General features: G+C 75.8%; 19 protein-coding genes. 6 read left to right on the forward strand and 13 right to left on the reverse strand.

The genetic code is table 11. The features are described from left to right. Positions 1–592 precede the first annotated feature (592 nt). Both OO48_RS27550 and OO48_RS27555 read left to right on the forward strand, forming a co-directional pair. Positions 593–1,249: a ClpP family protease gene (locus OO48_RS27550; protein ID WP_033221065.1), complete on the forward strand. Its 657-nt coding sequence runs from the start codon at positions 593–595 to the stop codon at positions 1,247–1,249. A 1-nt stretch (position 1,250) separates the two neighbouring features. Next, on the forward strand, positions 1,251–1,856 hold the full coding sequence (locus OO48_RS27555) for a ClpP family protease (protein ID WP_033221067.1): 606 nt from the start codon (positions 1,251–1,253) through the stop codon (positions 1,854–1,856). Positions 1,857–1,885: 29 nt separating this feature from the next. Here OO48_RS27555 and OO48_RS27560 read toward each other — a convergent pair whose 3' ends face one another. The 3 genes from OO48_RS27560 to OO48_RS27570 all read right to left on the reverse strand — a co-directional run bounded on the left by OO48_RS27560 (position 1,886) and on the right by OO48_RS27570 (position 5,515). Next, positions 1,886–2,269: a helix-turn-helix domain-containing protein gene (locus tag OO48_RS27560; protein WP_033221069.1), complete on the reverse strand. Its 384-nt coding sequence runs from the start codon at positions 2,267–2,269 to the stop codon at positions 1,886–1,888. Positions 2,270–2,405: 136 nt separating this feature from the next. Further along, a complete protein-coding gene (locus tag OO48_RS40815) occupies positions 2,406–4,961 on the reverse strand; it encodes a DUF7617 domain-containing protein (protein WP_209439550.1) in 2,556 nt (851 codons plus the stop codon). Between the two features lie 227 nt (positions 4,962–5,188). Further along, the gene (locus tag OO48_RS27570; protein ID WP_033221071.1) at positions 5,189–5,515 is read right to left on the reverse strand and encodes a DUF1330 domain-containing protein; all 327 of its coding nucleotides are present in this window, start codon (positions 5,513–5,515) and stop codon (positions 5,189–5,191) included. 309 nt (positions 5,516–5,824) lie between these two features. Here OO48_RS27570 and OO48_RS27575 point away from each other — a divergent pair, with 309 nt between their 5' ends. Beyond that, positions 5,825–7,411: a carbohydrate-binding protein gene (locus OO48_RS27575; protein ID WP_033221073.1), complete on the forward strand. Its 1,587-nt coding sequence runs from the start codon at positions 5,825–5,827 to the stop codon at positions 7,409–7,411. Positions 7,412–7,540: 129 nt separating this feature from the next. Here OO48_RS27575 and OO48_RS27580 read toward each other — a convergent pair whose 3' ends face one another. The 4 genes from OO48_RS27580 to OO48_RS27595 all read right to left on the reverse strand — a co-directional run bounded on the left by OO48_RS27580 (position 7,541) and on the right by OO48_RS27595 (position 15,139). Next, positions 7,541–7,930, reverse strand: coding sequence for a hypothetical protein (locus tag OO48_RS27580; RefSeq protein ID WP_033221075.1), 390 nt, complete (start codon positions 7,928–7,930; stop codon positions 7,541–7,543). Between the two features lie 458 nt (positions 7,931–8,388). Beyond that, the gene (locus OO48_RS27585; RefSeq protein ID WP_033221077.1) at positions 8,389–9,342 is read right to left on the reverse strand and encodes an FAD-dependent oxidoreductase; all 954 of its coding nucleotides are present in this window, start codon (positions 9,340–9,342) and stop codon (positions 8,389–8,391) included. Between the two features lie 983 nt (positions 9,343–10,325). Then, the gene (locus OO48_RS27590) at positions 10,326–14,711 is read right to left on the reverse strand and encodes an nSTAND1 domain-containing NTPase (protein WP_033221079.1); all 4,386 of its coding nucleotides are present in this window, start codon (positions 14,709–14,711) and stop codon (positions 10,326–10,328) included. 14 nt (positions 14,712–14,725) lie between these two features. Next, entirely contained in the window at positions 14,726–15,139 is a 414-nt protein-coding gene (locus OO48_RS27595; RefSeq protein ID WP_063830746.1) for a CU044_2847 family protein, read from the reverse strand. 227 nt (positions 15,140–15,366) lie between these two features. Here OO48_RS27595 and OO48_RS27600 point away from each other — a divergent pair, with 227 nt between their 5' ends. Then, positions 15,367–16,017 (forward strand): lysophospholipid acyltransferase family protein, encoded by a 651-nt coding sequence (locus tag OO48_RS27600; RefSeq protein WP_033221081.1) that lies wholly within the window; start codon positions 15,367–15,369, stop codon positions 16,015–16,017. Here OO48_RS27600 and OO48_RS27605 read toward each other — a convergent pair. Next, a complete protein-coding gene (locus tag OO48_RS27605; protein ID WP_033221083.1) occupies positions 16,008–16,778 on the reverse strand; it encodes a polysaccharide deacetylase family protein in 771 nt (256 codons plus the stop codon). The genes OO48_RS27600 and OO48_RS27605 overlap by 10 nt on opposite strands. A 168-nt stretch (positions 16,779–16,946) precedes the next feature. Beyond that, positions 16,947–19,850, reverse strand: a complete 2,904-nt coding sequence (locus OO48_RS27610; RefSeq protein ID WP_033221085.1) for a hypothetical protein — start codon at positions 19,848–19,850, stop codon at positions 16,947–16,949. A 316-nt stretch (positions 19,851–20,166) separates the two neighbouring features. Between OO48_RS27610 and OO48_RS27615 the strand changes: the two genes are divergently transcribed. Continuing rightward, on the forward strand, positions 20,167–21,213 hold the full coding sequence (locus OO48_RS27615; protein WP_033221087.1) for an ROK family protein: 1,047 nt from the start codon (positions 20,167–20,169) through the stop codon (positions 21,211–21,213). 125 nt (positions 21,214–21,338) lie between these two features. Here the strand turns inward: OO48_RS27615 and OO48_RS27620 are convergent, their stop codons facing one another. From OO48_RS27620 to OO48_RS27635, 4 genes are all read right to left on the reverse strand, one after another. Further along, entirely contained in the window at positions 21,339–21,854 is a 516-nt protein-coding gene (locus OO48_RS27620) for a DUF3618 domain-containing protein (RefSeq protein ID WP_033221089.1), read from the reverse strand. Beyond that, positions 21,851–22,267: a phage holin family protein gene (locus OO48_RS27625; RefSeq protein WP_033221091.1), complete on the reverse strand. Its 417-nt coding sequence runs from the start codon at positions 22,265–22,267 to the stop codon at positions 21,851–21,853. Before OO48_RS27625 ends, OO48_RS27620 begins: the two co-directional genes overlap by 4 nt. A gap of 170 nt (positions 22,268–22,437) precedes the next feature. After that, the gene (locus tag OO48_RS27630; protein WP_033221092.1) at positions 22,438–23,331 is read right to left on the reverse strand and encodes an SDR family oxidoreductase; all 894 of its coding nucleotides are present in this window, start codon (positions 23,329–23,331) and stop codon (positions 22,438–22,440) included. Further along, a complete protein-coding gene (locus OO48_RS27635; RefSeq protein WP_033221093.1) occupies positions 23,328–23,594 on the reverse strand; it encodes a hypothetical protein in 267 nt (88 codons plus the stop codon). Before OO48_RS27635 ends, OO48_RS27630 begins: the two co-directional genes overlap by 4 nt. A gap of 237 nt (positions 23,595–23,831) precedes the next feature. Between OO48_RS27635 and OO48_RS35470 the strand changes: the two genes are divergently transcribed. Then, entirely contained in the window at positions 23,832–26,849 is a 3,018-nt protein-coding gene (locus OO48_RS35470) for an ABC transporter substrate-binding protein (protein WP_157845548.1), read from the forward strand. Positions 26,850–26,934: the final 85 nt, after the last annotated feature.

A 26,934-nucleotide genomic window follows, 5' to 3' on the forward strand; every position in this document is an offset into this window, starting at 1 on the left:
CTCCCCCTCACCCCCGCCGACCACCACCACGTCGACGCCACCCGCCACCACCTCCACCACCTGGCCGGCCTCCTCCCCCGGCCCGCCCGGCCCGTCCGGTTCGCCCCGTCCGCCGCCCGGAACGCCGGGACCGCGTAGCGGCGGGGCCCTTGACGGCGGGAGATCCGGCTCGGAAGCGTCCGCGGGTGGGGATCCTCGCCCTGATCGGGCACCGCTCGGTCCTCGTGCTGCGGCCGCTCCCGCCCGCCCTGCTGGTCGCCGCCGGTCCGGGGGCGGGCTGGGGCGTGGCCGGAGGCGCGGTGCTCCACGCGCGGTGGGTCCCGGCGGCGGCGTGCGCGGGGTGGGCGGCATCGGCCGGTCGGGCGCGGCGGTGCCGCCGCCGACGGTCGGCGGGTAGGGGCCCGGGCCACCCCGACGCTCGCGCCGGAACGGGTGGCGGAGCCGCGGACGAGGGAGTCGTCGGACGTCCGCGGGCCGGTCGGCCGGTGCTCTGCCCGCAGCGAATCTGCGGCGGGCAGATTCGGCTCCGTTCCGGGGTGCCGGGCGCCGACAGTGGAGTCATCGACTCCACTGTCGGCATTCGGGAGAAGCAATGACTTCACTGTTCGGTAGGCCGGTTCCGGTTCCGCTCCGGCCCAGGGCGGAGGACGGGGACACCCCGGCCGGGCCGTTCGACGACCACCTCGCGGCGCTGCTGCTGGCGCGGCGGATCGTGCTGCTCGGGACGCAGGTCGACGACGTGTCGGCGAACCGGGTGTGCGCGCAGCTGCTGCTGCTCTCGGCGGAGGACCCGAGCAGCGACATCAGCCTGTACATCAACAGCCCGGGCGGCTCGGTCACGGCGGGGCTGGCCATCTACGACACCATGCGGCTGATCCCGAACGACGTGTCGACCCTGGTGATGGGGTTCGCGGCGAGCATGGGGCAGTTCCTGCTGACGGTGGGGACGGCGGGGAAGCGGTTCGCGCTGCCGAACGCGCGGATCATGATGCACCAGCCCTCGGCGGGGATCGGCGGCACGGCGTCCGACATCGAGATCCAGGCGGAGAACCTGGAGTACACCAAGCGGGCGATCGAGCGGATCACCGCGGAGCACACCGGGCAGAGCCAGGAGACGATCGCCCGGGACGGCGACCGGGACCGCTGGTTCACGGCCGAGCAGGCCCGCGAGTACGGGATGGTCGACCGGGTGCTGGAGTCGCTGGCCGAGGTCGGCAGCGGGGCGTCGCGGCGACGGGCGGGGCTGTGACATGGCCTCCTACCCGATTCCCTACGTGATCGAGCGGACCGCGCAGGGCGAGCGCTCGTACGACGTGTTCAGCCGGCTGCTCAACGAGCGGATCGTCTTCCTGGGCACCGAGATCGACGACGGCGTGGCCAACGTGGTGATCGCCCAGCTGCTGCACCTGGAGTCCGCGGGCCCCGACCAGGAGATCGCGATCTACCTCAACTCGCCCGGCGGGTCGTACACCGCGCTGATGGCGATCTACGACGCGATGAGCTTCGTGCAGTGCCCGATCGCCACCTACTGCGTCGGGCAGGCCGCCTCCACCGCGGCCGTGCTGCTGGCGGGCGGCGACCCGGGGCGGCGGGCCGTGCTGCGGCACGCCCGGGTGCTGCTGGGGCAGCCGGCCAGTGGCGGGCAGCGGGGGACGGTGTCCGACCTGAGCCTGGCCGCGAAGGAGGTGCTGCGGATCCGGGCCCAGGTCGAGGAGGTGCTGTCGCGGCACACCGGGCACCCGGTGGAGAGCCTGCGGGCGGACATGGACCGGGAGAAGGTGTTCGGCGCCGAGGAGGCCGTCGCCTACGGGCTGGCCGACCGGGTGCTGAACAGCCGTCTCCCCGCCACGGGTTGACCGCGGGGTCGGGTACGGCGGGCAGCCGCTCAGGCGGCCAGGCAGAGCCCGCCGTACCGGCCCGCGGACGCCGTCCGGCCGCGGACGGCGCTCGCGCCGCGCACCGCGACGAGTTCCTGCTGCACCAGCGAGAGCACGTCGCCCAGGCCCAGGCCGAGGGCCCGGGCAGCGGCGGCGAGCACCTCGGAGGAGGCTTCCTTGCGGCCGCGCTCCAGCTCCGAGAGGTAGGGCACGGAGATCCGGGCGGCCTCCGCGACGTCCTTCAACGTCCTTTCCTGGGCGAGCCGTTCGCGTCGCAGCACCCCGCCCACCACGTCCCGCAGCAGCGGTTCCCTGGGCTCCGGCGCGGGCGCTTCCGGCCGGGGGCGCAGCGGGACGACACGGGCCGGGGCGGGGGAGGCTTGAGTGCTCATTGCACCAGCCTAGGCAGTGTGCGGCGGAGCGCCAGTACGCGTCGCTCTGCTCTCGGCAGAACGGGCCGGTCGCCGGAGGACGGGGAGTCCTCCGGCGACCGGCCGTTCGGCGTGGCGTTGCGTGGTGCGGTGCGGTCTACTCGGGCACCGCCAGGATGCACAGCAGCGAGCAGGCCACGGCCGAGGAGGGCGCGGTGGTGGTCGGGGTGGTGCCGGCGGGCGAGTTGGCGGCGACGAAGCTCGCGGAGGCGGTGTTCTTCACCGGGAGGGCCAGCAGCAGCGAGTCGCAGTAGACCTGGCGGCTGCCGCCGGAGGCCAGGGCGAAGGTGCCGGCGGCGGTTCGGCAGCCGGGGGTGGTCGGGTCGTTGACGGTCACGGTGGCGGCGTCGACCGGGCCCGCGTTGGTGACGGTGATCCGCCAGTGGGCGGTGCCGAGCAGGCCGAGCAGACCGACGGGGCTGGTCTTGGCCCAGGGTCCGGGTCCGCCGGGGGCGCAGTCGTGCGGGTTGAGCGAGCCGCAGATCTCCTTCTGGACGCTGACCTTGGGCTGGCAGCCGGCGCCGGGCGCGACCGGGGTGGTGACGGTGTTGGAGGTGAGGGTGCCGGTGGCGTCGGTGCCGGTGGCGGTGTTGGTGACGGCGGTGGTGGCGCAGTCGGCGGCCACGGTGGTGCGGAAGCAGATCTGCGGCGCGTCGCCCTTGTACTCGACGACCAGCATCGGGTGGTTGGTGGCGGTGAAGTCGCCGGTGGTGGTGAGCACCAGTTGGGCGGTGACGGTGAGCGCGGGGTGGGCGGCGGGGTCGACGCCGGACAGGTCGACGGTGCCGTCGGGGGCGAGGCCGGGGGTGCTGACGGGGGTGCCGTCGGGGTCGGTGACCAGGACCCGGGAGGCGGTGAGGTCGAGGTGCGAGAGGTCGAGGTCGGTCAACCGGGCCCGGGTGTAGGCCTGGACGTGGCCGGTGCTGCCGTCGCAGTAGAAGTCGGCGGGCTTGAGGGTGACGGTGGCGCCGCTGTGCATGCAGGGGCTGGCGGCGGTGGTCGGGTCCATCGAGAACAGCACGCCGGCGTCGCCGAGTCCGATCAGGCAGCGGGTGGTGCTGTCGTAGCTGTAGCCGTAGTCGCGGGTGGTGCCGCCGTTGGCGGTGGGGTGGGTGGCGGGCAGCGGGAAGCCGGCGCAGGGAGCGGCGGCCCGCCAGTCGTAGCAGAGGGTGACGCCGTTGCCGCCGCTGCCGCCCCAGGCCGGGAAGTAGCTGCGGGTGCTGCTGTCGGTGGCGACGGTCTCGGGGTCGAAGGTGAGCGTGCCGCCGTTGAGGGTGGCGAGGATGCCGGGCGCGGCGAGCGGCGAGCCGTCGACGGCGTAGCAGGTGGTGAGGACGTTGGCGCCGCCGACGGTGCTGGTGCAGGCGCCGTTGGGGTGTCCGGCGGTGTCGTACGCGGTGAAGGCGTCGTAGGTGTAGTAGGCGGAGCCGGGTCCGGCGGTGTGCGGGGTGCCCCAGCCGGCGCAGACGGTGTTGGTGGTGGTGTCGAAGCAGCCGAGGGCGGGCGGTCCGGCGGTGGTGGAGCCGCCGCCCTGCGGGGCGGAGGAGGCGAACACCTTGTCGCCGACGGCGGTCAGGCCGCCCTGGTAGAGGGCGCCGGGGCTGCCGGGCAGGTCGTGGTTGCCGGGGACGATCTGCGCGTAGGGCTGCCCGGCGCAGGGGGTGCGGGCGGGCAGCGACATGCACAGCACCTGGCCGGTGTTGGCGATCGCGTACAGGTTGTCGCCGACCTTGGCGAGCCCGGCGAGGTTGTTGGCGCTGCTGGGGCTGGTGCCGTTGGCGGCGAGCGCGGTGTAGCCGCAGTTGGCGTGGGCGGCCAGGTCGAGGCAGCCGATGCCGACGCCGGTGGCGGTGTCGGCCGGGTAGTACAGCAGGTTGGACTGCTGGGGGTCGATCACGTACTTGGTGGTCAGCGGGCTGCCGAGGTCGCCGGTGTTGCCGCTGCCGAGCGGGCCGACGGCGGTGTTCAGCGGGCGCGGCCAGGGGCCGCCGGTACAGGGTTGGCCGGTGGTGAGGCTGCTGCACACCGCCTTGGCGGCGGCGGGGCCGGCGTGGTGGTAGATGCTCCAGGCCTGCACCTCGCCGGTGGGGGTGCGGTACAGCACGGGGGTGTAGCCGTCGCCGCCGGTGGCCTGCGCGGTGGGCTGGACGGGGGCGAGCAGCAGCGGGGAGATCTCGGTGCCGCCGGACCGGGCGACCGGGTTCTCGGCGCGGACGGCGACGGTGGCCGCGCCGGTGTCGGTCGGGCCGAAGGTGGTGCCGTCGGTCGACCAGGACGGGGTCCAGCCCGGCGGTACCTTCAGCGAGCCGGGGACGTAGCGCTGGGCGCCGCCGGCTCCGGTGATCGGGTCGGTGACCCGGGCCGGGGCGGGGCTGTCGCCGGCGGCGTTGTTCTGGTAGCGCACCGTCCAGTCGAGGGTGTCCCCGTGATCGGCGGTGGCGGCACCGGGGTGGGTGGTGTTCCGCACGCTCTTCACCAGGGTGGAGCCCGTCGCGGTGTCGGCGGTGGTGACGGTGGTGGCGGCCTGGCCGCTGGCCGGGGCGGTGCCGCCCAGGCCGAGCAGCAGCAGGGCGGAGCTGAGCGCCGCGGCCAGGGTGGCGCGGCGGGGGCGGAGTCGACGGATCGGCAGGGGCGGACGCGGGCTTCGCAGCACTGTTTCTCCACCTCGGATCGGCGGGTGATCTGACGGGCCGTCAGACCACGCCGCGGACCAAGGTAAGGTGGCGGGCCGTTCGCCCCGGACCCGACTTTTCCTATTGGTCACATCATGACCGAATATGACCGCACGGCCCCCGCCCGGCCCCGCCGCGGCGGCTCCGGAAAACGAACGCCCGGCCGACTGCCGACCTTCCGTTCCCCCGGCGGCCCGGCCCGTGGGGCTCAGCCCCTCAGGCTCCACTCGGCGCGGTAGCCGGCCGGCACGCCCTCGGCGAGGATCACGTCGGCCGTCATGTGACGGGTGCGCAGGTGCACGATCTCCCGGTAGGCGGGCGAGTCGTGCCAGGCGCGGGCCCGCGGGTAGTCGGGGAACTCGATGAGGATCAGGCCCAGTTCGCCCCAACTCCCCTCCAGGGCCTCGAACTCGCCGCAGTGAACGAGGAACCGGCCACCGAAGGCGTCGAGCGTGGCGTCGATGCGCCGCAGGTACTCCACGACGTCGGGGCCGAAGTCGACGGAGTGCACCTGGGCGAGGGCGTAGGCGGTCACGGCTGCTCCCGGGGTGTTCGGAGTGGGGTGGACGAGGACGACGCTACGGAGCGGCGGAGCGCGGCGAATCAGTCACGGATGGGTAGGCGCCGGGGGCCGCCGCCCGCTGAAAGTTCCGGGGCCGCCGACCGGGAAGTTTCCGGGCGGGTCCGGGCCCCGACCTGCCGGAAGCCCGCCTGTTCACATGCGTGAACTTCGGTCACGTACAAGTCTATTGACGCGCCCAGGATAGGCTCCTACTGTCCCTGGAGCGGCGCCGCACCCGCACCACGTTCACATCCGTGACCCCACCCATCTGGAGACGAACGCATGCGCAAGAGAGCAGCCCTCGCGTCCGCGGCCCTGCTGGCCGGCACCGTGGCCGTGCTGTCCACCGGGCCGGCCCGGGCCGCGTCCACCCGGTACGAGGCCGAGTCCTCCCCCGCCGTCTGCACCGGCACCGTCGACTCCGACTGGACCGGTTTCTCCGGCTCCGGCTTCTGCAACGGCACCAACGCCACCGGCGCCTACGTCCAGTTCACCGTGAACGCCACCGCCGCGGGCACCGCGACGCTGCGGTTCCGGTTCGCCAACGGCACCACCACCGCCCGGCCTGCCGACCTCGCCGTCAACGGCACCGCCACCGGCACGCTCAGCTTCGAGGGCACCGGCAGCTGGACCGGCTGGACCACCAAGTCCGTGACCGTACCGGTCCGTTCGGGCAGCAACACGGTCCGGCTCACCCCCACCGTCGCGGCGGGCCTGCCCAACCTGGACTACCTCGACGCCGAGGTCACCTCCTCCTCCACCACCACGCCCCCGCCCGCCTCGAACGCCCTCTACGTCGCCCCGAACGGCACCGACGGCGCCGCCGGCACCCAGTCCGCCCCCACCACGCTCACCTCGGCGATCGCCCGGATCACCCCCGGCGGCACCATCTACCTGCGCGGCGGCACCTACGCGTACGGCAAGACGGTCACCGTCCCGGCGGGCAGCAACGGCACCGCCGCCGCCCGCACCACGCTGTCCGCCTACCCGGGCGAGACCCCGGTGCTGGACTTCTCCGCGATGGCCGAGGACCCGACCAACCGCGGCCTGGCCGTCAACGCCGACTACTGGCACGTGTACGGCATCACCGTCCAGCACGCCGGCGACAACGGCATCTACGTCGGCGGCAGCCACAACGTCATCGAACGGACCGTCACCCGCTACAACCGCGACTCCGGCCTGCAGCTCGGCCGGATCTCCTCCACCACCCCCAACTCGCAGTGGCCGTCGGACAACCTGATCCTCAGCGCCGAGTCCCACGACAACGCCGACTCCGACGGCGAGGACGCGGACGGCTTCGCCGCCAAGCTCACCGTCGGCCCCGGCAACGTCTTCCGCTACGCCGTCTCGCACCACAACATCGACGACGGCTGGGACCTCTACACCAAGACCGACACCGGCCCGATCGGCCCCGTCACCATCGAGGACTCGCTCTCCTACGACAACGGGACGCTCTCCGACGGCACCGTCAACGTCAACGGCGACCGCAACGGCTACAAGCTCGGCGGCGACGACATCGCGGTCAACCACACCGTCCGGCGCAGCATCGCCTACCGCAACGGCCACCACGGCTTCACCTGGAACAGCAACCCGGGCGGCATGACCGTCTCGAACAACCTGAGCATCGACAACGCCGAACGGAACTACTCCTGGGACGCCGGCAGTTCGGTGTTCCGCGGCGACACCTCGTGCCGCTTCGCGGTGAGCGGCTCCAACGACAAGACCGTCGGCGACGCCGACTCCAGCAACCAGTTCTGGACCGGCACCAACGGCTCCCGCTGCGCCTCCTACTCGGGCGCGCTGGCCTGGTCCTTCGCCTCCGACGGCCGGCTGGTCGTCACCCTCGGCGGCAAGGCGGTGACCCTGTAGCGCCGCGAGGACCACGGCCGGCCCGCCTCCGGGGAGGCGGGCCGGCCGCCGCGTCGGCGGCGGGGGCCGCGGCGGCCGGGGCCGGACGCGGGCACGGGCCCTCGGCGGGCGCGGTACCGGGGCCGGCGGTCACTGGTCCGTGCTCCTCGGCGGCCGGTCGGGACGGCGGACGGGGACGCCGACCCGGCGGTTGGGGGCGGTCTCCCGGCACAGGACGTGGTGCAGCAGGCGTTCCTGTTCGAGCACGAGTCCGGCCCGGTGCAGCCAAGCGTCGGCGGCCTGCGGGGTGGCGCCGGGCGGGGTGCGGCGCGGCAGGGCTGAGCGCAGCTCGGCGGCCCGTTCCCGCAGCTCGGCGGCCCGGCGGAACGCGGCGGGCGAGGGCGTGAACGCGGACCCGGTGGGCCCGTGGCCGGTCGCGGCGCGGGCGGCGAGCAGTTCCAGGGCGGCGGACAGACGCTGCTTGTGCTCCAGGTGGACGTGCAACGGCCGCAGGTCGAGCGGCAGTTCGCCGTGCAGCATCCGGGCGGTCTGCTCGCGCAGGGTGCGCGAGGCGGCCAGTCCGCCGGTGAGCCGGGGGCCGGCCCGCCGTCGGACTCCCCTGCCGCACTGGCGGGCCGGCCGTCGACGGCGCGGGTGAGCGCGAGGTGCAGGGTGGCGACGGCCGCGCGGTCGTACTGCTCCAGGTCGAGCAGCGGGACGCGCCGGTAGTGGTCCGGCAGCGCCGGGGTGTGCCGGCCGTCCTCGGGGTCGCGGACGATCCGGTCGCCGGTGTCGAAGTCGAACGGGACGGCGGCGGTGGCGAAGTCCCGGTGGGCGTACAGGCGCAGGAAGGACCCGGCCGGCCAGTCGTCGAAGGCGGGGTGGGCGCGCAGCACCTCGCACAGGAAGGCGTGGTGCGGGTCGGAGCGGGTCGCGGGGGAGGCGCCGACTGCCCGGCCGTTTCGCCGGTGGGGCTGCGGCGGGGATTCGGCGGGGCTTCAGTGCGGGCTTCCGAGGAGGTCGGCGGCGTCGGCGGCGCACCCCCAGGAGAGGGTGAAACCGGCGCCGCCGTGCCCGTAGTTGTGGACCAGGCCGGGGATGTACGGGTCCCGTTCGACCCGGACCGAGCCGCGCGCGGGCCGGAAGCCGACCTTGGCCTCCAGCACCTCGGCGCCTGCGGCGGCGGGCACCAGCCGGGCGCAGCGCTCCAGGATGTCGGCCACCGTCGCCTCGGGGACGGCGGTGGCCACCAGGCCGGGGTCGGCGGTGCCGCCGAGGACGGCGTCGTGCTCGCGCTCGATCACCCGGGTGGGGCGCCTCGGGTCGCTGTCGTCGATCCAACAGCCGCGCAGACCTTCGGGTTTGGCGCAGCGCAGCAGCACGCCGCGGACCAGTGACAGGCTGCGGTCGCCGGCCAGCGCGGAGCTGCCGTAGCCGGTGCAGTTGACCACCGCGCCGGTGCGGGCGACCTCCGCGGCCAGGTCGGAGACCAGCCGCCGTTCGACCCGACCGCCGTCGGCGGTGAACTCCTCGGCGAGGTGGGCGAGGTAGCGGGTGGCGTCGGCGACCGGGACGGGCAGGGACCAGGCGGAGGCGTAGCCGGGCGGGTGCTCGGCCGGACGGGCCCGGTGCGCGGCGGGCAACTCCCTCGTCCACCAAGGGGGTTCGGTGGCGGTGGGGAAGAACTCGGTGAGGGTGCGCACCCGGACGCCGGTCCGCTCGGGTTCCCGGGAGAGGGCGGCGAGCCGGTGCAGGGCGGTGGTGGCGCGCCGCAGGTGGACCGGGTCGGGGCGGTGGAGGAACGGGTGCCAGACCGCGGCGGCCGCCGCCGAGGTGGTGTGGTGCGGCAGTTCGGGGGTGAGCAGGGTGACCCGGTGGCCGCGGCGCTGGAGTTCCAGGGCGGTGGTGAGCCCGCTGACGCCGCCGCCGACCACCGTGGCCGGCCCGGTCACCGGCGACCGGCCGGACGGAGGCGGGGGCGCCGGGGCGGGCGGACCCGGCCGGGCGGGGTGTCGGTGGTGCGGCCGGGCGGGCGGCCTCGGTCGGGGGTCATCTCGGTCAGCGCCTCTCTGTGGGCACGGGGTTGTCGGCGGTCGGATCCGGGATTCCCGCACCGGACGGGGCCCGGACGGGCGGGTGTCCGAGCTCCGGGAAACACGGAAAACGGCCGTCCGGATTCACCGCCGACCGGACACGGCGCGCTTTCCGGGCGCATTCCACGGCGGTGGCGAGAGCGGAGAATCCGCGTCCGCCGCCTTTCCCGCCCGCACGCCGGAACGGGACCGGGCCCGGGTCTGAGAACGGGGCCGAGAACGGGGTCATGGCTCCGGCGCGGAAATCCCGGGCACTTCCGTCGGACAGCCGTCCGTGCGGCGATTTCCCGACGTCCCGCGAGCGGCCGCGCCCCCGCTCCACGGGAGCCCGCTCCGGGCAGGGCCCGGCGCCCGGGGAAACGGCGAACTGCGGGCGGTGGAGCCCGAGGAGGGCACGGTGCGGCTCCCGCCCCTCCCGCCGTTCCCGGCCCGGCGGAAAGCTCCCGAAAGCGCCGGTGGCGCCCCGGGGAAGCGATGTGGCGCGCCTGGATCCTGCCGCCGACATTCCGCTTCCCCTTCCCTTGCGAACGCGCCCCGGAGCGTGATTCGGAGCGTGATTCGAATCTTTTTGGGAGCGCTCCCATCTTGGGCCGCCGGACAGCATGTCAGCGCCGGGGGTTCCTGTCAAAGGTCCGATTGCGGGCCGGACGCGGAACCCCCTCCCGGGGTTTACGCCGCCCCGCCGGGAAACCCCCGGAGTTCGCCCGTCGGCAGAGCCGGTGAAATCCGGAGAGCGGGTGAAATCCCCCTGGCCGGGCCGCCTCCACCGCCCCGCCCGGGCCGCCGCCGCGCGGCCCGACCCCCCGGGCCCGGCGCTGAAAGTTTCGGACCGGCCCGGTGGGTCAGCCGTCGCCCGCCCGCAGGATCGCCTCGCAGGGGGCGCCGCCGGGGGCCCCGGCGGGCAGCAGGGCGCGTTCGGCGGCGGTGAAGTCCCGGGCCGCGCCCCGGCACAGGGCGAGTGCCATCCGCTGGGGGCGCAGGTCGAGGTCCTGGTACCAGGTCTCGCCGGCGATCAGGAGGCGGTCGCCGATGACGCGCGCCCCGAACTGTTGCGGGGCTTCGAGGGTGGCGATCCGGGTGCCGCTCGCCAGGTCCCACAGCCGCAGGTCCGAGACGTCGACGGTGATCAGGCGGTTGTCGGGGGCGTACCCGAACGGCTTCTCGCCCAGGCCGATCGCGTCGGCGCCGCCGGGCAGCGGTGTTCCGGCGTCGAGGTCCCACTGGCGGACGGTGCGGTCCTCGCGGGCCACCGCCAGCCGGCCGCCGTCCGGGCTGATCAGCAACCCGCTCTCGGTGCCCGACTCGTGGTACTGCAACGGGCCCACGGTGAAGGTGCGTTCGCGCGTGCGGGCGCGGACGTCCCACAGCTCCACGGTGCCGCTGCCGCTGCCCTCACTGGTCACCAGCACGACCTGGCCGGGGTGTTCCGGGCGGGCCCGCAGCTGGCTCCCGGGGAGGAACAGGTTGGTGGCCTGGGCGGTCGTCTTGCGCTCCACGTCGAGGGGCGGCGCCAGTTGCCGTCCGGTGGCGGCGTCGATCCGCAGCAGCAGGCCGTCCACGGTGAGGACGGCCAACTCGCTGCCGTCGAGCGGTTCGACGGCCTCCACGCCCCGGCGCGGGGCGGGCCGGTCGCCGTCCGCCGGCCGGTCGAGGCCGGTGGCGACGGCGGCGAGCTCGGTGGCGCCGGCGGCGAGGTCGTCCACCGGGTAGGAGACCAGCGACTCGTCCTCCAGGCGGAGCACCACCCGCCGGGAGTCGGCCGTCCAGACCGGTCGGCTGCCGTGCCGGGGTTCGAGCCTGACCGGGGCGGTGCGCCTGCCGCCGGTGGCGACGGTGCGGACGGTGAGGGTGTCCTCCCGCGCTTCGGCCAGCAGCGTGCCGTCGGGCGACAGCTGCCCGCTGTCGTCGGCCGGGTCGGCGGACCGGTCGGGGAGGTCCACCGGGGCGGACGCGGCCGCCAGCAGCGTCTCGCCGTCGGGCAGCAGCACGGCGGGGGCGCCGTCCGCCGCCGGGACGACGGCCCGGGCCGCCGCCGTCCCCCCGCCGCCCGTCTCGGGGACGCGGGTGCGGTAGGTGCGGGCGGTGCGGACGTCGGTGAGCAGGAGTTCGCGGACGTGCTTGGAACTGTCGGTCTCGCTCACCAGGTAGCGGCCCGTCCGGTCGAGCTCCCCGCTGCCCGTGGCGATGACCGTCGGCGGTTCCGCCGGGTCGGCGGAGGTGGGGTACGAGGCACCCGGCCGGCCCGGGCTCCGGTAGTCGGGCTCGACGGCCGGGCGGACCAGCCGCTCGCCGCCGTCGGCGATGACCGGGGCACCGTCGTCGGACGGCAGGGTGCGCAGGTCCCGCCCGGTCGCCACGTCCCGGACGATGCTCGGCGTCCGCTCCAGGTGGTCGCCCGCGATGACGAGGTGGTCGGCGTCGGCGGCCAGCGCCACGGCACCGGTGACGCCGCGCGCCAGGTCGGGGGCGGTCGGCAGCGGGCGGCCGCCGTCCGTCTCCCAGACGGAGATCCGGGCGGTGCGGTCGCCGTCGCCGCTCGCGCCGCTCCCGTCGTAGAACGAGAGGCTGCGCAGCAGGCGCCGCCCGTCGCCGCTGAAGTCCAGCCCCAGGCCGTTGACCCGCCGGCCGACGGCGTCCGCCGACTCCAGCACCCTGGCCGGCGCCCCGGCGGGGAGGTCCCACAGCAGCACCCGCCCGTCCGGGTCGGCCAGCGCGAACCAGCGGCCGTCGGGGCTCAGCGCCGCCGTGAACCGCTCGAACAGTCCGGCCGGCTGCTCCGGCAGCGGCCGGGTGACCGGGGCGGGACCCAGCGGGTCGGTGACGGCGGTCAGCAGGTTCCGGTCGGCGCCGTCCACCGAGTGGACGACCACGGTGCGGCCGTCCGGGGCGGCGGTCAGGTGCCGGAAGCGGCCCGGCCACAGGCCGACCCGGGCGCCGGTGAGGTACTGGTCCTTGGTGTACTCGCGCAGCAAGGCGGCGAACGCCTCCGGGGTGCGGTCGGTGCTCCAGGCGGCCAGGGCCAGTTGGAGCGCCCGGGCGGGTTCGTCGGCGGCCCGCTGCTCGGCGGCGCCGGCCAGCAGCCGGGACGCCTGGGTGCGCAGTCGGGCGTCGGCCTGCCGGCGGCTGCGGTCGGCCAGGTAGGCCAGTGAGCCGGCCAGCAGGGTCAGGACGGTCAGGCAGGCGGTGACGGCGCGCCAGATCCGCACCTCGCGGCGGCGGTGGCGGGCGCTGAGCGCGATGTACGCGCGTTCGGCGGCGGAGACGTCCCCGGGGTGCCGGGCGAGCCGGTCGGCGGCCTCCGCCAGGGCGCTGCCGCGCAGCAGCCGGGAGGGCTCCCGGCCGTGCCCGGACCAGCGGGCGAGCGCCTCGCGCAACTCCTCCTGCCAGCGGCGGAAGTCGCGGGAGTCCTCCAGCCAGCCGCGCAGCCGGGGCCACAGGACGGTGAGCGCCTCGTGGGCGAGGTCGACGGTCTGCGCGCCGTCGGCGGCCCGGCCGAGCACCACCAGCCTGGTGGGGGCCAGCCGCAGGGCGAGGGCGCGCAGTTCCGGGTCGAGGTCGGCGGTCCTGGCGGGCTGCCGGGCGAAGCCGCCTGAGCGGTCCGGCCGGGCGAGCTGGGTGAACAGCCGACGGGCCCGGTCCTGGCCGCCGGGGCCGAGGCGGTGTTCCAGGCACTCCTCGGCGTAGCCGACCAGCGCGCCGGCCACGCCGCCGAGCGACTCGTAGGCGGCGTGGGTCAGTGTCGCGCCCTCGCGCAGTTCCCACAGCCGGGTGAGCGCGAACTGCACCAGCGGGGTGCGGCCCGGTTCGTCGGCGGCGTCGGCCAGGACGCGGGCGGGCAGGCCCTCCTCGAAGCGCAGGCCGGGGACGTGCGCGACGGGGGCGGTGACGGCCTCCCGCAGCTGTTCGGCGGAGAGTTGGGCCAGGTACTGGGTGGCGCCGCCGAGCCGGTCGGCGGTGCGGGCGGTGATCAGGGCGTCCAGCGACTCGGGGCGGGCGGTGGCGAGGGTGGTGAGCGCGGGGGCGGCGGCGCCGGGCACGGGGGCGCCGAGGTCCAGCAGGAGTTCCAGGAGTTCGGCGGCGGATACGGGGTCGGCGGCCGCGTACTCCTCCAACTGGTCGGCGAACAGCAGGTGGCCCCGGCCGCCGGTGCGTTCCAGCAGTTGCCCGCGCAGCTCGGCGAGGACGCCGGCCCGGGCGGCGCCGTCACCGTCGCCGTCACCGTCGCCGTCACCGTCGCCGTCGCCGAGCAGGGTGGCCAACTCGGCGGCGACCCGGGCCCGTTCGACGCCGTCGGGGCTGCCGCCGGCTCCGGCCAGCAGGGGGGCGAGCGCCTGGGCGAGCACCGCGGCGGCGCCCAGGCCGGGGCCGGTGCGCAGTTCGGAGACCGCGCCCCCGCGCTCGCGGCGCAGCGCGGGCAGCAGGCCGGCCCGCACCAGCGAGGACTTGCCGCTGCCGGAGGGGCCGACCACCAGGGTCACCGGGCCGCGCCCGACGGCGGCCAGGATCCGTTCGGTGTCGGCCCGCCGACCGTGGAACAGCTCCGCGTCCTCCTCGCTGAACGGGGCCAGGCCGCGGAACGGGCAGTCGGGGCGCAGGACGCGCCCGTCCACCAGGGCGGCCGAGGGGATCAGGTACGCGGTGGTGGTGTCCGGCCCGCGCTCGACGGCCACCGTCATCCCGACGACGCCGCCCTGGGCGTCGTCCCAGACCGGCGAGCCGCTGAAGCCGGGGGCGATCCGGCGCCCGGGACGGGCCGTCTCCATCTGCAGCCAGCCGGTGCCCTGGCGGGCCCGCAGCACGCCGGACGCCCACACGCCGTGGTCGGCGTCCCGGGGGAAGCCGAGCACCCGGAACGGGTGGTCCCACACGCCGTCGCCGTCCACCAGCGGGATCGGTCGGCTGCCGGGCACCGGCTCGCGCAGGCGCAGCAGCGCGACGTCCCCGCCGCCGTCCGGGCCGACGGGGCGCCAGGACTCCACCGTCGCGGCCCGGACCGGGCCGGCCCCGCCCCCGCCCCCGTCGGGCAGCAGCGGGAAGTCCACCGCCAGCTCGTCCGCCGGGGCCCGCTCGGCCGTGCCGGGCAGGCCCAGCGCCTCCGCCACCACGTGCGCGCAGGTGCAGACGACGTCCTCCCCGACCAGGAACCCGGCCCCCACCACCCGGCCGTCGGGCCCCAGCACCCGCACCAGCCCGCGGGCCAGCGCCGCTTCCTCCCGCGCACCCGCCATCCGGGACGCCCCGCTCAGGCCCGCGGCCCGGGCGCTTCCGGCCGCTCCGGCTGCTCCGGTTGTTGCGGCTGCCCCGGCTGCTGCGGCTGCTGCGGCTGTCGGGTGCGTTCGCCGGGCTTCCACTCCACGCTCACCGTGAAGTTGGCCTCCGAGGCGGCCTTGGTGACCACCACGCCGGCCTCCGCCGAGAGCTTGATCCCGAAGTCGACCCGGATCGTCTCCGGCGTGTTGGCCATCCCCCGCAGCCCCTCCGCGATCACGTCCAGCGCGGGCCGCAGCTGCCCCACCGCCTCCTGCAGGGTCGCCGCGGTGGCCCGGGCCAGGTCTCCCGCCCGGCCGACCCGCCCGATCCCCCCGCCCTCCGCGTCGTCGACCTCCACCCACACCCCGCTGCCGTCCGTCAGCCGCAGCTCGCCCGCGTACGCCATGGTGCCCGCCTCCCCCGTGGTGGTTTCCCCCAGACTAGCCGAACGGGCTTGCCGGAAAAGGGAATTGCCCACGCCCAGGGCCTGGCCGACGGGCCGACATCCCGCTCCCGGGCGCCCGGGAGCGGGATGAGTACCCGCACTCAGGCCCGACCGGTCGGCCGCGCGCCACAATGGGCGTGCCGCCCGGGCCGGGCGGCGACCGATCCCGAGACCGGGGGCCACCACCCATGCTGAGCACCGTCGCCCGTGCCGTCGTCCCGGTCCTCGGGCGCTTCACCGTGAGCGCGGACGAGGACGCGGTACTGGCCCCCGGCAGCATCGTCGCGCCCAACCACTCCTCGCTGATCGACCCGGGCGTGGTGCTGGCCGCCGTCCGCCGCCTCGGCGTCGAGCCGGTCGTCCTGGCCACCGCAGGGCTGTGGCGGATACCCGTGCTACGCGGCGCGCTGCTCCGCGAAGGCCACATCCCGGTGCACCGCGGCACCGAGCGGGCCGCCCGGGCGCTGGAGGACGCGGCGGCCGCGCTGGCCGCCGGCCGGGTCGTCGTCATCTACCCCGAGGGCCGGCTGCCCCGCCGCACCGACCCGGCCGACAGCGCCCCCGGCCCGTTCCGCACCGGCCTGGCCCGCCTCGCCGCCGCCGGCGCCCCCGTCGTCCCGCTCGGCCAGGCCGGTGCCCGCCGGATCAGCTCCGGGTCCACCGCCAAGCAGCTCGCCGGCCTCGTCACCGCGCCGCTGCGCCGCCCCCGCGTGCACGTCCACCTCGGGGCGCCGGTCCGGCTCGACGCCGACGTGGCGACCGCCACCGCCCAGGCCCACGCGGCCGTGACGGCGGCCTGGCGGACGGCCTCCGCCCGCCTGGCGGGCGGTCACCTGTAGATGGTGCCCGGCTCCGCGGTGCCCGGGGCGAGGAGCTGCCCGACGGTGACGAAGGTGTAGCCCTGGTCGTCGAGCGCGTCGAGGACGGCGGGCAGCGCGGGCACGGTGCCCTTGTGCAGCGGGTGCAGCAGGACGATCCCGTCGCGCGCGGCCCCGTCCAGGACCCGCTGGGTGATCAGCGCGGTGTCCTCGGTCGCGTAGTCCCGCGCGGTCACCGTCCACAGCACCTGGGCCATGCCGAGCTCCCGCGAGATCTTCGAGACCCGGTCGTCGGTGCGGCCCTCCGGCGGGCGCATCAGCGTGGGCCGTCGGCCGGTGACCTCCTCGATGGCGTCCGCGGTGCGGTTCAGCTCCTCCCGCACCTCCGCGTCGGGCACCTCGGTCAACCGGGGGTGGTTCCAGGTGTGGTCACCGATCTCGTGCCCCTCCCGCGCGATGCGCCGCACCACCTCGGAGTGCGCGTGGATGTCCCGCCCCTCCAGGAAGAACGTCGCCGGGGCGTGGTGCTCCGCCAGCAGGTCCATCACCCGCTCGGTCGGCTCCCCCGGGCTGCCGTCGAACGTCAACGCGATGCACTTCACCCGGGAACAGTCCACCTGCCCCGCCACCGGCCCCGCCTTCGCCCGCTTCCGGGCCTGCCCCGGATCGACCGTCACCATGGCGAAGCTGCGGATGACCACCACCGTGACCAGCGCCGCGACGGCCAGCACCGCCACGCCCAGCAGTACGTAGAACCGCGGTCGCCTCTTCGCCAGTCTCATGCGGCAAACCCTACATTTGCGTTTTCATCCGCTTTTCCGAGGCCCACCGGGGCCGGGGGGGGGACCGGACCGGACAAGGCTGGGCAGGACGGCCAGGGCCGGGACGGGACCGAGCAGAGCCCGACCGAGCGGGCCCCGCCGGGGCGGGCCCGGGGCCGGGCCGGGTGGTCAGGGGGTGCAGCCGGTGAGGGGGGCGGTGTCGCCGGCGGGGCGGCCGCACAGGTGGTCGGTGACCGGTGCGCCCCGGGCGTCGCGGCGGACTCGGATGACGTGCAGGCCGTGGCCGGGCTGGGGGTCGGTGGCCAGTGGGGCGGCGGCGCGGAAGTCGACCGTTCCGGTGGGGCGGTTGTTGAGCTGCACGGCGCGCAGGGCGGCCATCACGGAGCCGGTGCCGGTGCGTTGCGAGGCGCCGGCCTTGGCCGCGCCGGCCTGTAGCGCGGCGGTGGCGTCGTAGGCGAGGGCGAGCGAGCCGTCCGAGAACACGTCGTCCTCGTAGGGGTTGGCGGCCCGCGGCACCAGGTTCAGGACGCTCGCGGCGGTGGCGGCGAGGTCGGAGCCGCGCGCCGTCGCGGCCGGGTCGCTCAGCGCGGTGTAGTAGAGGGTGGCCTGCGGGGCCACCGCCGTGCCGCCGGTGCGGAACTGGGCCTTGGTCAGGTCGTCCCCGGTGAGGACGGTCAGCGGCCGGGCGCAGCCCTTGTCGTCGGCGAGGCGCCGCATCAGCTGGTTGACGTCGTCGGCGCGGCCGGCCAGGTAGAGCACGGCCGGCGGGTGCTCGCCGTGGCAGGTGGTGGCGAGCGCCTGCTCGTAGTCCGGGTCGCCGTTGCTGGTCAGGCCGTACTCCAGCGGGCGGCCGCCGATCAGCCGGTAGCCGGCGTCGGTGAGCATCGCGCTGCCGTAGCGGGCGTGTTCGGGGCTGTAGCGGTCGTCGGGGGTGGGGGTGCGGGTGAGGACGGCGGCCCAGCGCTCCTCGGGCGGCGTGCCGAGGCCGTCGACGATCAGGCGCAGCGCCGCCGCCTCCTCCTGGTCGGTGGCGGCCAGGCCGAAGTAGTTGACGTGGCCGCGGGCCAGGTAGCTGGCCGAGTTGGTGGTGCTGACCACGGGCAGGCCGGCCTGCTGGAGCAGGGTGAGCGCGGTGTCGCTGTCGGCGGTGTCCCGGCCGAGGCCGACCACGCCGACGATCGAGTGGTCCCGGGCGGCGAGGTCGACGATGCGCCGGACCATCTCGGTCTGGAAGTACATGTCCTGCCCGCCGTTGGCGATCAGGACCTTGACCTTCAGCGGGTCTCCGGCGTTGTTGCGCATCTGGGCGAGGTGGACGCCCGCCAGTTCCTTGAGGCCGTTCAGCGCCCGGCCCTCCTGCCCGGCCGCGGTGGTGAGCGCGCCCGCGTACACGACGGTGACGTAGCGGACGTCCGGCAGGGCGTCCACCCGTTCGTTCTCGCGCCGGACCGCCTCCTCCAGCGCGCCGAGCCCGGTGTCCGCGCCGGTGCGGTCGGTGTCCCGGCCGGGCAGCGCGCCGCTGAGGCGGATGCCCGCGTCGTCGCCCGCGAAGGTCACCGAGCCGGTGGCGACGCCGACGCACTCCGGCGTGCCGCCCGGGCCGGTGCGCCACACCGCGTCCGCGTTCGAGCCGATCAGCCGGGCCTCGCAGTACTCCCCGGCGAGCTGCTGCGTCCGCAGCCCGGCGCCGGCGGCCACCAGCACCAGCGCCAGCAGCACCGACCAGCGCGACCACAGGAACCACCAGGAGCGCCGCACCGGGACGGGCGCCAGCCGGGTCGTCCCGCCCGCCTGGAGCTGCTGCCTGGTCAGCCGCACCGGCAGCGTCCACGCCAACGCCCGCCCCCGGCTGGGAGATTGGCGCACCCGGAGGTCGCTCACCCAGTTCTCGTACGGGCCGCTGCGCGGGCCGGGGCCGGGGCCGACGGGCGGGGTGGCGCGGTCGCCCTCCAGCCAGGCCGTCACGTCCGCGCGGGCGACGGCGGCCAGCACCAGCAGCGGGTCCTGCTCGCTGCGGCGGCTGCGCACGTCGGAGATCGCGCCGAGCACCTGGAGCGCGCCGCCGGCGGTGTCCGCCCCGGGCACGAAGACCACCGGCGGGACGCGCCGCTTGCGGCCCCGGGCGTCCGGCGCCCACGAGCGGTGGGCCCAGCGCAGGTCCTCCAGCAGGGCCAGGGTGCGCAGTTGGAGGTGGAACTGCTGGGCGCGGTCCCGTTCCCCGGCCGGGGTGCCGGGCAGGTGGGCCTTCAGGATCTCCCCGGCCACCTCGCGGGCCCTGGCCTGCGTCACGTCCCAGGACATCCGGGGCCGCCACAGCGACCAGGCCGCGGCCTGGCGGCCCGAGGCGGCCAGGAAGGTGGTGGTGGCGAACCAGCGGCTGGCCGACCCCAGCCAGGACAGCGGCGCGGTGTTGCGCCGCACCCAGCCGGTCGTCCCGAGCACCACCACCGCGCCCAGCAGCACCGCCGCGACCAGCTGCCAACTCGCCTGTGTCAGCAGGCTGGTGAGCGCGGCCAGGACGAACGCCCCGATCAGCGTGGTGGAGTTCAGGACGGGCGACAGCAGGCGCTGCAACTCGCCCCCGGCGCCGCGCGGTTCGGGCCGCCAGTGCAAGTCCCGCAGCCGGGTGAGCACCGACTCCACCAGCTCGTCGAACGGCCGCGCGGCGGCGGGCGGGGCCGTCGACCCGGGCGCCCGGCCGGGGCCGCCGTCCAGGACGTGCCGGGTGGCGGCCTCGATCGCGGCGACCAGCCGGGAGCGGGGCGCGGGGTAGGCCCGGTACCAGGACGGCCCGCGGCGCGCCCACGGCCCCTTCGCCAGGCCGTCGAGGATGGCGATCGCGTTGTCGTGCGGGTCGCCGTCCGGCACGTGCGGCACCGTCCGGTGCGGCAGGTCGCCGCCCTCCTGCGCCTCCTGCACCGCCCGGACCACGGCCCGGACCTCGGCGTCCAGCTCCGGGTCGTCCTCCTGCGCGTACAGCACCACCACCGGCATCGGCAGCCGGGCCGCGCTGAACTGCGCCACCAAGTCCTGGACCAGCGCGTCCACTTCGTACTTGGCGGTGGTGCGCACCCCGCCGATCCCCGTACCGCTCCGCCCCGAACCGGACGCCATCGCCACCCCCGTAGCCACCGCCCCGCGGCCCGAGCCCGGGCCGTGCCGCGCCTGATCAGGCGTCAGGGGACAAATGTAGACCCCGGCCCCGACACCGCACACGGGTCCGGCTCCGGTCCGGGGGCGACGACAGCCGTGGGAGCGCTCCCATATTTGCTCCCGGCCGTGTACGATCACGCCGACCGCGCCGCCGGAGCACCTGCCCGCCCGCACGTCCGGGCGCCGCACGCCCGAGCACCTGAGCACCTGAGCACCGAAACCTGGGGAGCAACCCTTGTCCGACCCCGCGTTCACCGTCATCGACCTCGGCGGCACCACGCTGCGCACCGCCCGCTACGGGGTGGCCGAGGACGCCGTCACCGACGTCCGGCGCGTCCCCACCGACGGCATAGCCGGGCACCCCGGCCTGCCGGTGGCCGAACTGCAGGCCCGGGTGCTCGACCAGGTCGCCGAGCTCGCCGCCGAGGCCGTCGAACGCCACCGCAGCGGCGCCGTCTGCGTCTCCTTCGCCGGCCCGGTCACCGCCGACGGCCGGGCGCTGGCCGCGCCCACCGTCTGGGGCGGCCCAGGCGAGCAGGTGCCGGTGCGCCAGCGGCTGGAGGAGCGGCTCGGCCTGCCGGTCGTGGTGGTCAACGACCTGACGGCGGCGGTCTGGCGGTACGTCGACCCCGCGGACGACCGGCCGTTCTGCCTGATCACGGTGAGCTCCGGCATCGGCAACAAGGTCTACCGAGCGGGCGAGGTGCTGCTCGACACCGAGGGCCACGGCGGAGAGCTCGGCCACTGGACGGTGGACCCGTCCCCCGACGCGGCCCCCTGCGACTGCGGCGGCCGGGGCCACCTCGGCGCCCTCGCCTCCGGGCGCGGCGCCCTGGCCGCCGCCCGTCGCGCCGCCCTCGCCGACCCGGCCGGCTACGCCCGCTCCGCGCTGGCGGCCGCCGCCCCCGATCCCGAACTGCTCGACAACCAGGCCCTGGTGGCCGCCGTCCACGCCGGGGACGCCTTCGCGACCGGGGCCGTGCGGGTCGGCATCACCGCGCTGGCCTCCGCGATCACCGCGGTGTTCGCCTCGATCGGCATCCGCCGCTACGTGCTGATCGGCGGCTTCGCCCTCGCCCTCGGAGCGCGCTACGCCGAACTCCTCACCGCCGAACTCGAACGGCTCGGCTGCTTCGGCCTCACTCCCGGGGAGATCCGCGAGCTGGTCGTCCTCGGCGCCGCGGACGACGACTCCGGCCTGATCGGCGCCGGCCGCCTGCTCGCCGCCCGCACCCCCGCCGCCCGCACCCCCGCCGTACCGGAGCCGGCCCCGGCCCGGTGACCGGGCCGCTCCCCCGCGGAGCGCACCGCGCCCGCCACGCCCGACCCTGACGATCGGCCGCCGCCCCCGGCGCCGTCACCCGCGCGGAGCCCGCAGCGGGGTGACGGCGCCGGGGGCGGCCGCTCTCACCCGTGCTTCCGGCCGCGCAGCAGGAACGCGACGAGCACCAGGGCGGCGGCGCCGACCAGCAGCGGGGTGCGGTTGGCCCGGGCCGCCCCGGCGACGGACGCGCCCTTCGCGCGGAGCCGGTCCGGGGTCTTCTCCGCCGCCAGCTGCCCGGCGTGGGCGGCGGTGTCGCGGACCAGGGCCGCGGTCCGGTCCGCCTTGTCGAGCACCGGGTCGGGGGTCTTCTCCTTGACCAGGTCGGCGGCGTGCGCGGCCTTCTCCCGGAGCCGACCGGTCAGGTCCGCGGCCTTCTCGGCGGCCTGTTCCTTCAACTCGGTGGCCTGCTCCTTCAGTTCGGCCGCCTTCTCGGTGGCCTGCTCCTTCAGCTCGGCCGCCTTCTCCCTGGCCTGCTCCTTGACGTCGGCCTTGGCCGCCAGCGCCTCGACCGTGCGCCCGAGCTCCTCGCGGGTGCGCTCGACCTGGGCGCGGAGCTGGTCGGCGTGGGCGGGTCCGTCGTCCTGGGCGTGCTGGTTCATCGGTGTGCCCTCTCCTTGATCTCGGCCACGTCGGCCTTGACGCTGTCGATGGTCTGCTCGGGCACGGGGGATCCCGCCCTGGCCACCTGCTTCCGGCCGGTCAGGGCCAGCACCGCGGCCGCCGCCGCGAGCAGGGCCGCGACGATCAGCGCCGACGCCCACACCGGGAGGACCAGTGCGAGGGCGGCGATCGCCGCGGCGAGCACGGCCTGGACGGACAGGAAGCCGACGAGTCCGGCCCCGCCGACCAGGCCGCCGCCCAGGCCGTAGCGCTTGCCCTTCTCGGTCAGTTCGGCCCGGGCCAACTGCATCTCTTCCCGGACCAGCTCCGAGAGCTGCTGCGACGCCCGCGTGACGAGCGCGCCCACCGGCTCCTCGGCACCGCGCCGGGGGCCGTCTCCGATGGTGCTCACGGCCTCCTCCTTCCGTGCTCCGCGGGGCGGGGGTCTCCCCCGCCCCGCACGCGTCTACCCCTGGATCCGCCGGTCATCCGCCGCCGCACCGGCGTGGCGGCGGACGACCACGGCCCGGACGGCCGGGGCACGGCCGGTCAGGGCACGAACGGTCAGGGCGATCAGGGTGGTCAGGGCAGCGGGGTGCCGCCGGTCGCGTTGACGATGTCGCCGGTGATGTAGCCGGCCTCCGGCGAGGCGAGGAAGACGTAGGCGGGTGCCATCTCGGCGGGCTGGGCGGGGCGCCCCAGCGGGGACTGCTTCCCGAACTCGGCGACCTTCCCGGCGTCCATGGTGGCGGGGATCAGGGGCGTCCACACCGGCCCGGGGGCGACCGCGTTGACCCGGACGCCCTCGGGTGCCAACTGTTGGGCGAGCCCCTGGGTGAACGTGACGATGGCGCCCTTGGTGGTCGCGTAGTCCAGCAGGTGCGGGCTCGGCTTGTAGCCCTGGACGGACGCGGTGTTGATGATCGACGCCCCGGGCCGCAGGTGCGGCAGGGCCGCCCGGCACAGCCAGAACATGGCGTAGAGGTTGGTCTTCACCACCCGGTCGAACTGCTCGGTGCTGATGGCGGCCAGCCCGTCGGGCTGGGACATCTGGTAGGCGGCGTTGTTGACGAGCACGTCGAGGCTGCCGAGCTCGTCGACGCACCGGGCCACCAGGTCCGTGCAGAACCGTTCGTCCCGCACGTCGCCCGGCACGGCCAGCGCGCGCCGGCCGGCGTCCCGGACCAGCCGGACGGTCTCCTTCGCGTCGTCCTCCTCCTCGGGGAGGTGGCAGAACGCCACGTCGGCCCCCTCCCGGGCGAACGCGAGCGCCACGGCCCGGCCGATGCCGGAGTCCGCACCGGTGACGAGCGCGACCCGGTCCGCCAGGCGGCCGCTGCCCCGGTAGGTGTCCTCGCCGTAGTCCGGTTGCGGGTCCATCTCCGCGCTGCTCCCGGGGTGCGGCTGCTCCTGCTCGGCGAAGTCGGGCTTCGGGTACTGCTCGGTGGGGTCGGGGGAGAGCCGGTCGCGGGTCATCGGTCCTCCTCCCGCTCCGTCCGCGCCCGGCCGGGCGCGGGGGCCGCGGCGCCCTCGTCGCCCCGCTCGGCGGCGGTCGACGCGGCGTCGGCCTGCTCCCGGTCGCCCTGGTAGGGCGTGCCGTCCGCGTCGTGCCATCCGTGGCGGGCGTCCTCGTCCGCCGGTTCGCCGTCGTGTCCGCGGACGGGCGGGTTGTCGTGCAGGCGGGGTGTCGAGACGGTCTTCTCCGGGCCCTGGTCGGCCGGGCCCTGCTGGTCGTTCATCGGGCTCCTCCTCGGCATCGGTCGGCGTGCGGTTCCTGTGCGGCGGCTGCCCACGCCGCCGGGACCGAAACGCCCCGCCACCTGCGCCTGCGGGTCCGCGACCGGTCGCGGACCGCCGTCGCCGGGCGCTCCGGCCCGCCGCCCTTCCCGCCCGTCCGGTGTCCCGGCGTCAACTGCCCGGTCACGAACAGATCATGGCCGTCCTGGCCGCCGCCGGGGGCGGATATCCTGTCCGCCGTGACAGACGCGGACGGCATGCTGATCGGTGGGCGGTACCGGCTGATCGAACCGGTCGGGCGGGGCGGGATGGGCCGCGTCTGGCGGGGGCGGGACGAGACCCTGCACCGCGAGGTGGCCGTCAAGGAGATCCTGTTCCCGGCCGGGCTGGAGGAGGAGCAGCGGGAGTTGCTGCTCCAGCGGGTGATGCGGGAAGCCCGGGTCGCGGCCGGGATCAACCACCCGGGGATCATCACGGTGTTCGACGTGGTGGAGCACGACGGCGCCCCGGTGATCGTGATGGAGTTCGTGGTGGGCTCCTCGCTGGCCGTCACCGTCCGCGACCACGGTCGGCTGCCCGCGCCCCGGGTCGCCGCGATCGGCCTGGCCGTGCTGGAGGCGCTGACCGCCGCGCACGCCGCGGGCGTCGTCCACCGGGACTTGAAGCCGGACAACATCCTGCTCAGCGGCGACCGCGTGGTGCTCACCGACTTCGGCATCGCCAGCATCGCCGACGCCACCGTGTCCCTCACCAACACCGGCACCCTGCTGGGCACCCCGGCCTACATGGCGCCCGAGCAGCTCGACGGCAAGCCCGCCACCCCGGCCTCCGACCTGTGGTCGCTGGGCGCGACCCTGCACACCGCGGTCGAGGGCGAGGCGCCGTTCACCGCCACCACCCTGACCGCCCTGTACGTCGCCATCCTCACCCAGCCCCCGCGGCCGTCCCGGTTCGCCGGCCCGCTCGCCCCGGCGCTGCTGGGCCTGCTGGTCAAGGACCCCGCGCTGCGGCTGACCGCCGAGCGGACCGCCCGCGTCCTGACCGCGGCCGCCCACTCGGCGGCGCCGCCGGCGCCGCAGGTCCCGCCGCACCACGGGACGGTCCGCGACACCGCCCCGCCGCCGCCCGTCCCGGCCACCCCGCCGCCGTTCCCGACCGCCCCGCCGCCCGTCCCGGCCCCGGCGGCGGACCCCGTCCGGGCGTCGGACCCGGATCCGACTCCGGGTCCGACTCCGGGTCCGGTGGACACCCCGCACCCGTACGCCTCCCCCGATCCGGCCCCGCACCCGTACACCGTCTCCAGCCCGTCCCCGAACCCGTACGCCTCCCCCGCCCCGTTCCCGAACCCCTACGCCACGCCGCTGCCCCCGGTCCTGCCGGCGCGGCCGCCCGCGTCGCCCGGCGGGCCCGGCAGGCGGCGGCGGGCCCTGCTGTTCGGGGCGCTCGGCGTGGCCGCCGCGGTGGTGCCAGCGGGCATCCTGCTGCCGGGCCTGCTGGACCGCCACGCCAACGCGGGCGGCAACGGGGGCGGCGGGGGCGGCAGTTCCTCCCCTTCGCCCTCGCCCTCCCCCCGGTCGAACGACGGGGGCGTCACGACCACCACGACGGTGGCGTACGACGCGGCGATCGACCGGGTGCTGAACCCGTCCGACCGGAAGGGCGGCACCCTGAACCTCGCCGCTCCCGGCGACCTGGACTCGCTGGACCCGGCGCGCAGCTACTACGGCTCCACCTGGAACTTCCAGCGCTTCTACGTCCGCACCCTGTTCGCCTACGCCGGCAAGCCCGGGCAGGCCGGCACCGCCGTGGTGCCGGACCTCGCCGTCGCCGCGCCGGAGGTCTCCGCCGACGGCAGGACGTACACCGTCCGCCTGCGGCCCGGGCTGAAGTTCGAGGACGGCACGCCGATCACCTCCCGGGACGTCAAGTACGGCATCGAGCGGTCCTTCGCCCAGGAGGTGCTGTACGGCGGCCCGACGCTGCTGGCCGACGTGCTCGACCAGGGCCAGGGCTACAAGGGCCCGTACGGCGACCCGGACCCGGACGGGCCGGGTCTGAGGTCGGTGCGCACGCCCGACGACCTGACCCTGGTCTTCGGCCTCGCCGAGCCGAACGGCGAGTTCCCGTACCTGCTGACCCTGGGCGCCACCGCGCCCGTCCCGAAGTCCGCCGACACCCGTGACAAGTACGCCGAGAAGCCGGTCTCCTCGGGCCCGTACAAGTTCCGCACCGTGCAGACCGGCAAGGGCTACGAACTCGAACGCAACCCGGCCTGGGACCGGTCCACCGACCCGCTGCGCAAGGCGCTCCCGGACCGGATCCGGCTGACCGTCGCCGGCGGCGGCGCGGAGGTGGACGCCAAGCTGCTCGCCGGCGACTTCGACCTCGACCTCACCCAGGCGGGCCTGCAACCCGCCACCCAGACCCGGGTCCTGGCCGATCCCGACCTGAAGGCGCGGACCGACGACCCCGCCACCGGCGCCGTGCGCTACCTGGCGCTCGTCCCGGCCGTCCCCCCGCTGGACAACCAGCACTGCCGCAACGCCGTCCTGTACGCCGCCGACCCCACCGCCATGCAGACCGCCCGCGGCGGCCCCCAGACGGGCGCCCCCGCCGGCACCCTGCTGCCGCCCACCCTCGGCGGCTCGGACGACTACGACCCCTACGGCTTCCGGGACGGCCACCCCGACCAGGCCAAGGCCAAGGCCGAACTCGCCGCCTGCGGGAAGCCGAACGGCTTCGACACCACCCTCGCCGTCCGCGCCAACAACCCCACGGAGCAGGCCGCCGCCCTGGTCCTGCGGAACTCGCTCAAGTCCGTCGGCATCAACGCCGCCCCCGCGACCTACGAGATCACGGAGCTGTCCACCACCATCGGCTCCCCCGCCGCGGTCAAGTCCAAGGGCTACGGGCTGATCATGTCCAGCTGGGTCGCGGACTACCCCTCCGGCGGCGTCTTCCTCCAGGACCTGGTCGACGGCCGCCGGATCCGCGACACCGGCAACTACAACCTCACCGGCGTCAACGACCCCGAGATCAACGGCTGGTTCGACCAGGCCGCCGCCCAGACCGACCGCGGCAAGGCCGCCGACCTCTACCGGAAGATCAACCACAAGATCACCGACAACGGCTACTACCTCCCCTACCTCGTCACCCACGCCCTCAACTACCGCAACCCCCGCCTCACCAACGTCTACGTCACCGACGCCTACGGCGGCGTCGACCTCCAGGCCCTGGGCGTCTCCGACGGCAAGTAGCCGCGTCCGCAGGGTCCTCGGTACGGCGCTGTTACAGCGTCACAGTCTCGGAACGGGCCGCCCCGCCCCCTGCCGCGGCGGGCCC

This window comes from Kitasatospora phosalacinea (assembly GCF_000716545.1).
Lineage (GTDB): Bacteria > Actinomycetota > Actinomycetes > Streptomycetales > Streptomycetaceae > Kitasatospora > Kitasatospora phosalacinea.

What these genes read in the sequence shown, in the direction of transcription:
- OO48_RS27600 (WP_033221081.1), top strand. Translation starts at nt 15,367, where the DNA reads ATGCTGAGCACCGTCGCCCGTGCCGTCGTCCCGGTCCTCGGGCGCTTC.
- OO48_RS27635 (WP_033221093.1), bottom strand. Translation starts at nt 23,594, where the DNA reads ATGAACGACCAGCAGGGCCCGGCCGACCAGGGCCCGGAGAAGACCGTC.
- OO48_RS27580 (WP_033221075.1), bottom strand. Translation starts at nt 7,930, where the DNA reads ATGCTGCACGGCGAACTGCCGCTCGACCTGCGGCCGTTGCACGTCCAC.
- OO48_RS27630 (WP_033221092.1), bottom strand. Translation starts at nt 23,331, where the DNA reads ATGACCCGCGACCGGCTCTCCCCCGACCCCACCGAGCAGTACCCGAAG.
- OO48_RS27550 (WP_033221065.1), top strand. Translation starts at nt 593, where the DNA reads ATGACTTCACTGTTCGGTAGGCCGGTTCCGGTTCCGCTCCGGCCCAGG.
- OO48_RS27590 (WP_033221079.1), bottom strand. Translation starts at nt 14,711, where the DNA reads ATGGCGGGTGCGCGGGAGGAAGCGGCGCTGGCCCGCGGGCTGGTGCGG.
- OO48_RS27605 (WP_033221083.1), bottom strand. Translation starts at nt 16,778, where the DNA reads ATGAGACTGGCGAAGAGGCGACCGCGGTTCTACGTACTGCTGGGCGTG.
- OO48_RS27620 (WP_033221089.1), bottom strand. Translation starts at nt 21,854, where the DNA reads ATGAACCAGCACGCCCAGGACGACGGACCCGCCCACGCCGACCAGCTC.
- OO48_RS27560 (WP_033221069.1), bottom strand. Translation starts at nt 2,269, where the DNA reads ATGAGCACTCAAGCCTCCCCCGCCCCGGCCCGTGTCGTCCCGCTGCGC.
- OO48_RS27595 (WP_063830746.1), bottom strand. Translation starts at nt 15,139, where the DNA reads ATGGCGTACGCGGGCGAGCTGCGGCTGACGGACGGCAGCGGGGTGTGG.
- OO48_RS27555 (WP_033221067.1), top strand. Translation starts at nt 1,251, where the DNA reads ATGGCCTCCTACCCGATTCCCTACGTGATCGAGCGGACCGCGCAGGGC.
- OO48_RS27575 (WP_033221073.1), top strand. Translation starts at nt 5,825, where the DNA reads ATGCGCAAGAGAGCAGCCCTCGCGTCCGCGGCCCTGCTGGCCGGCACC.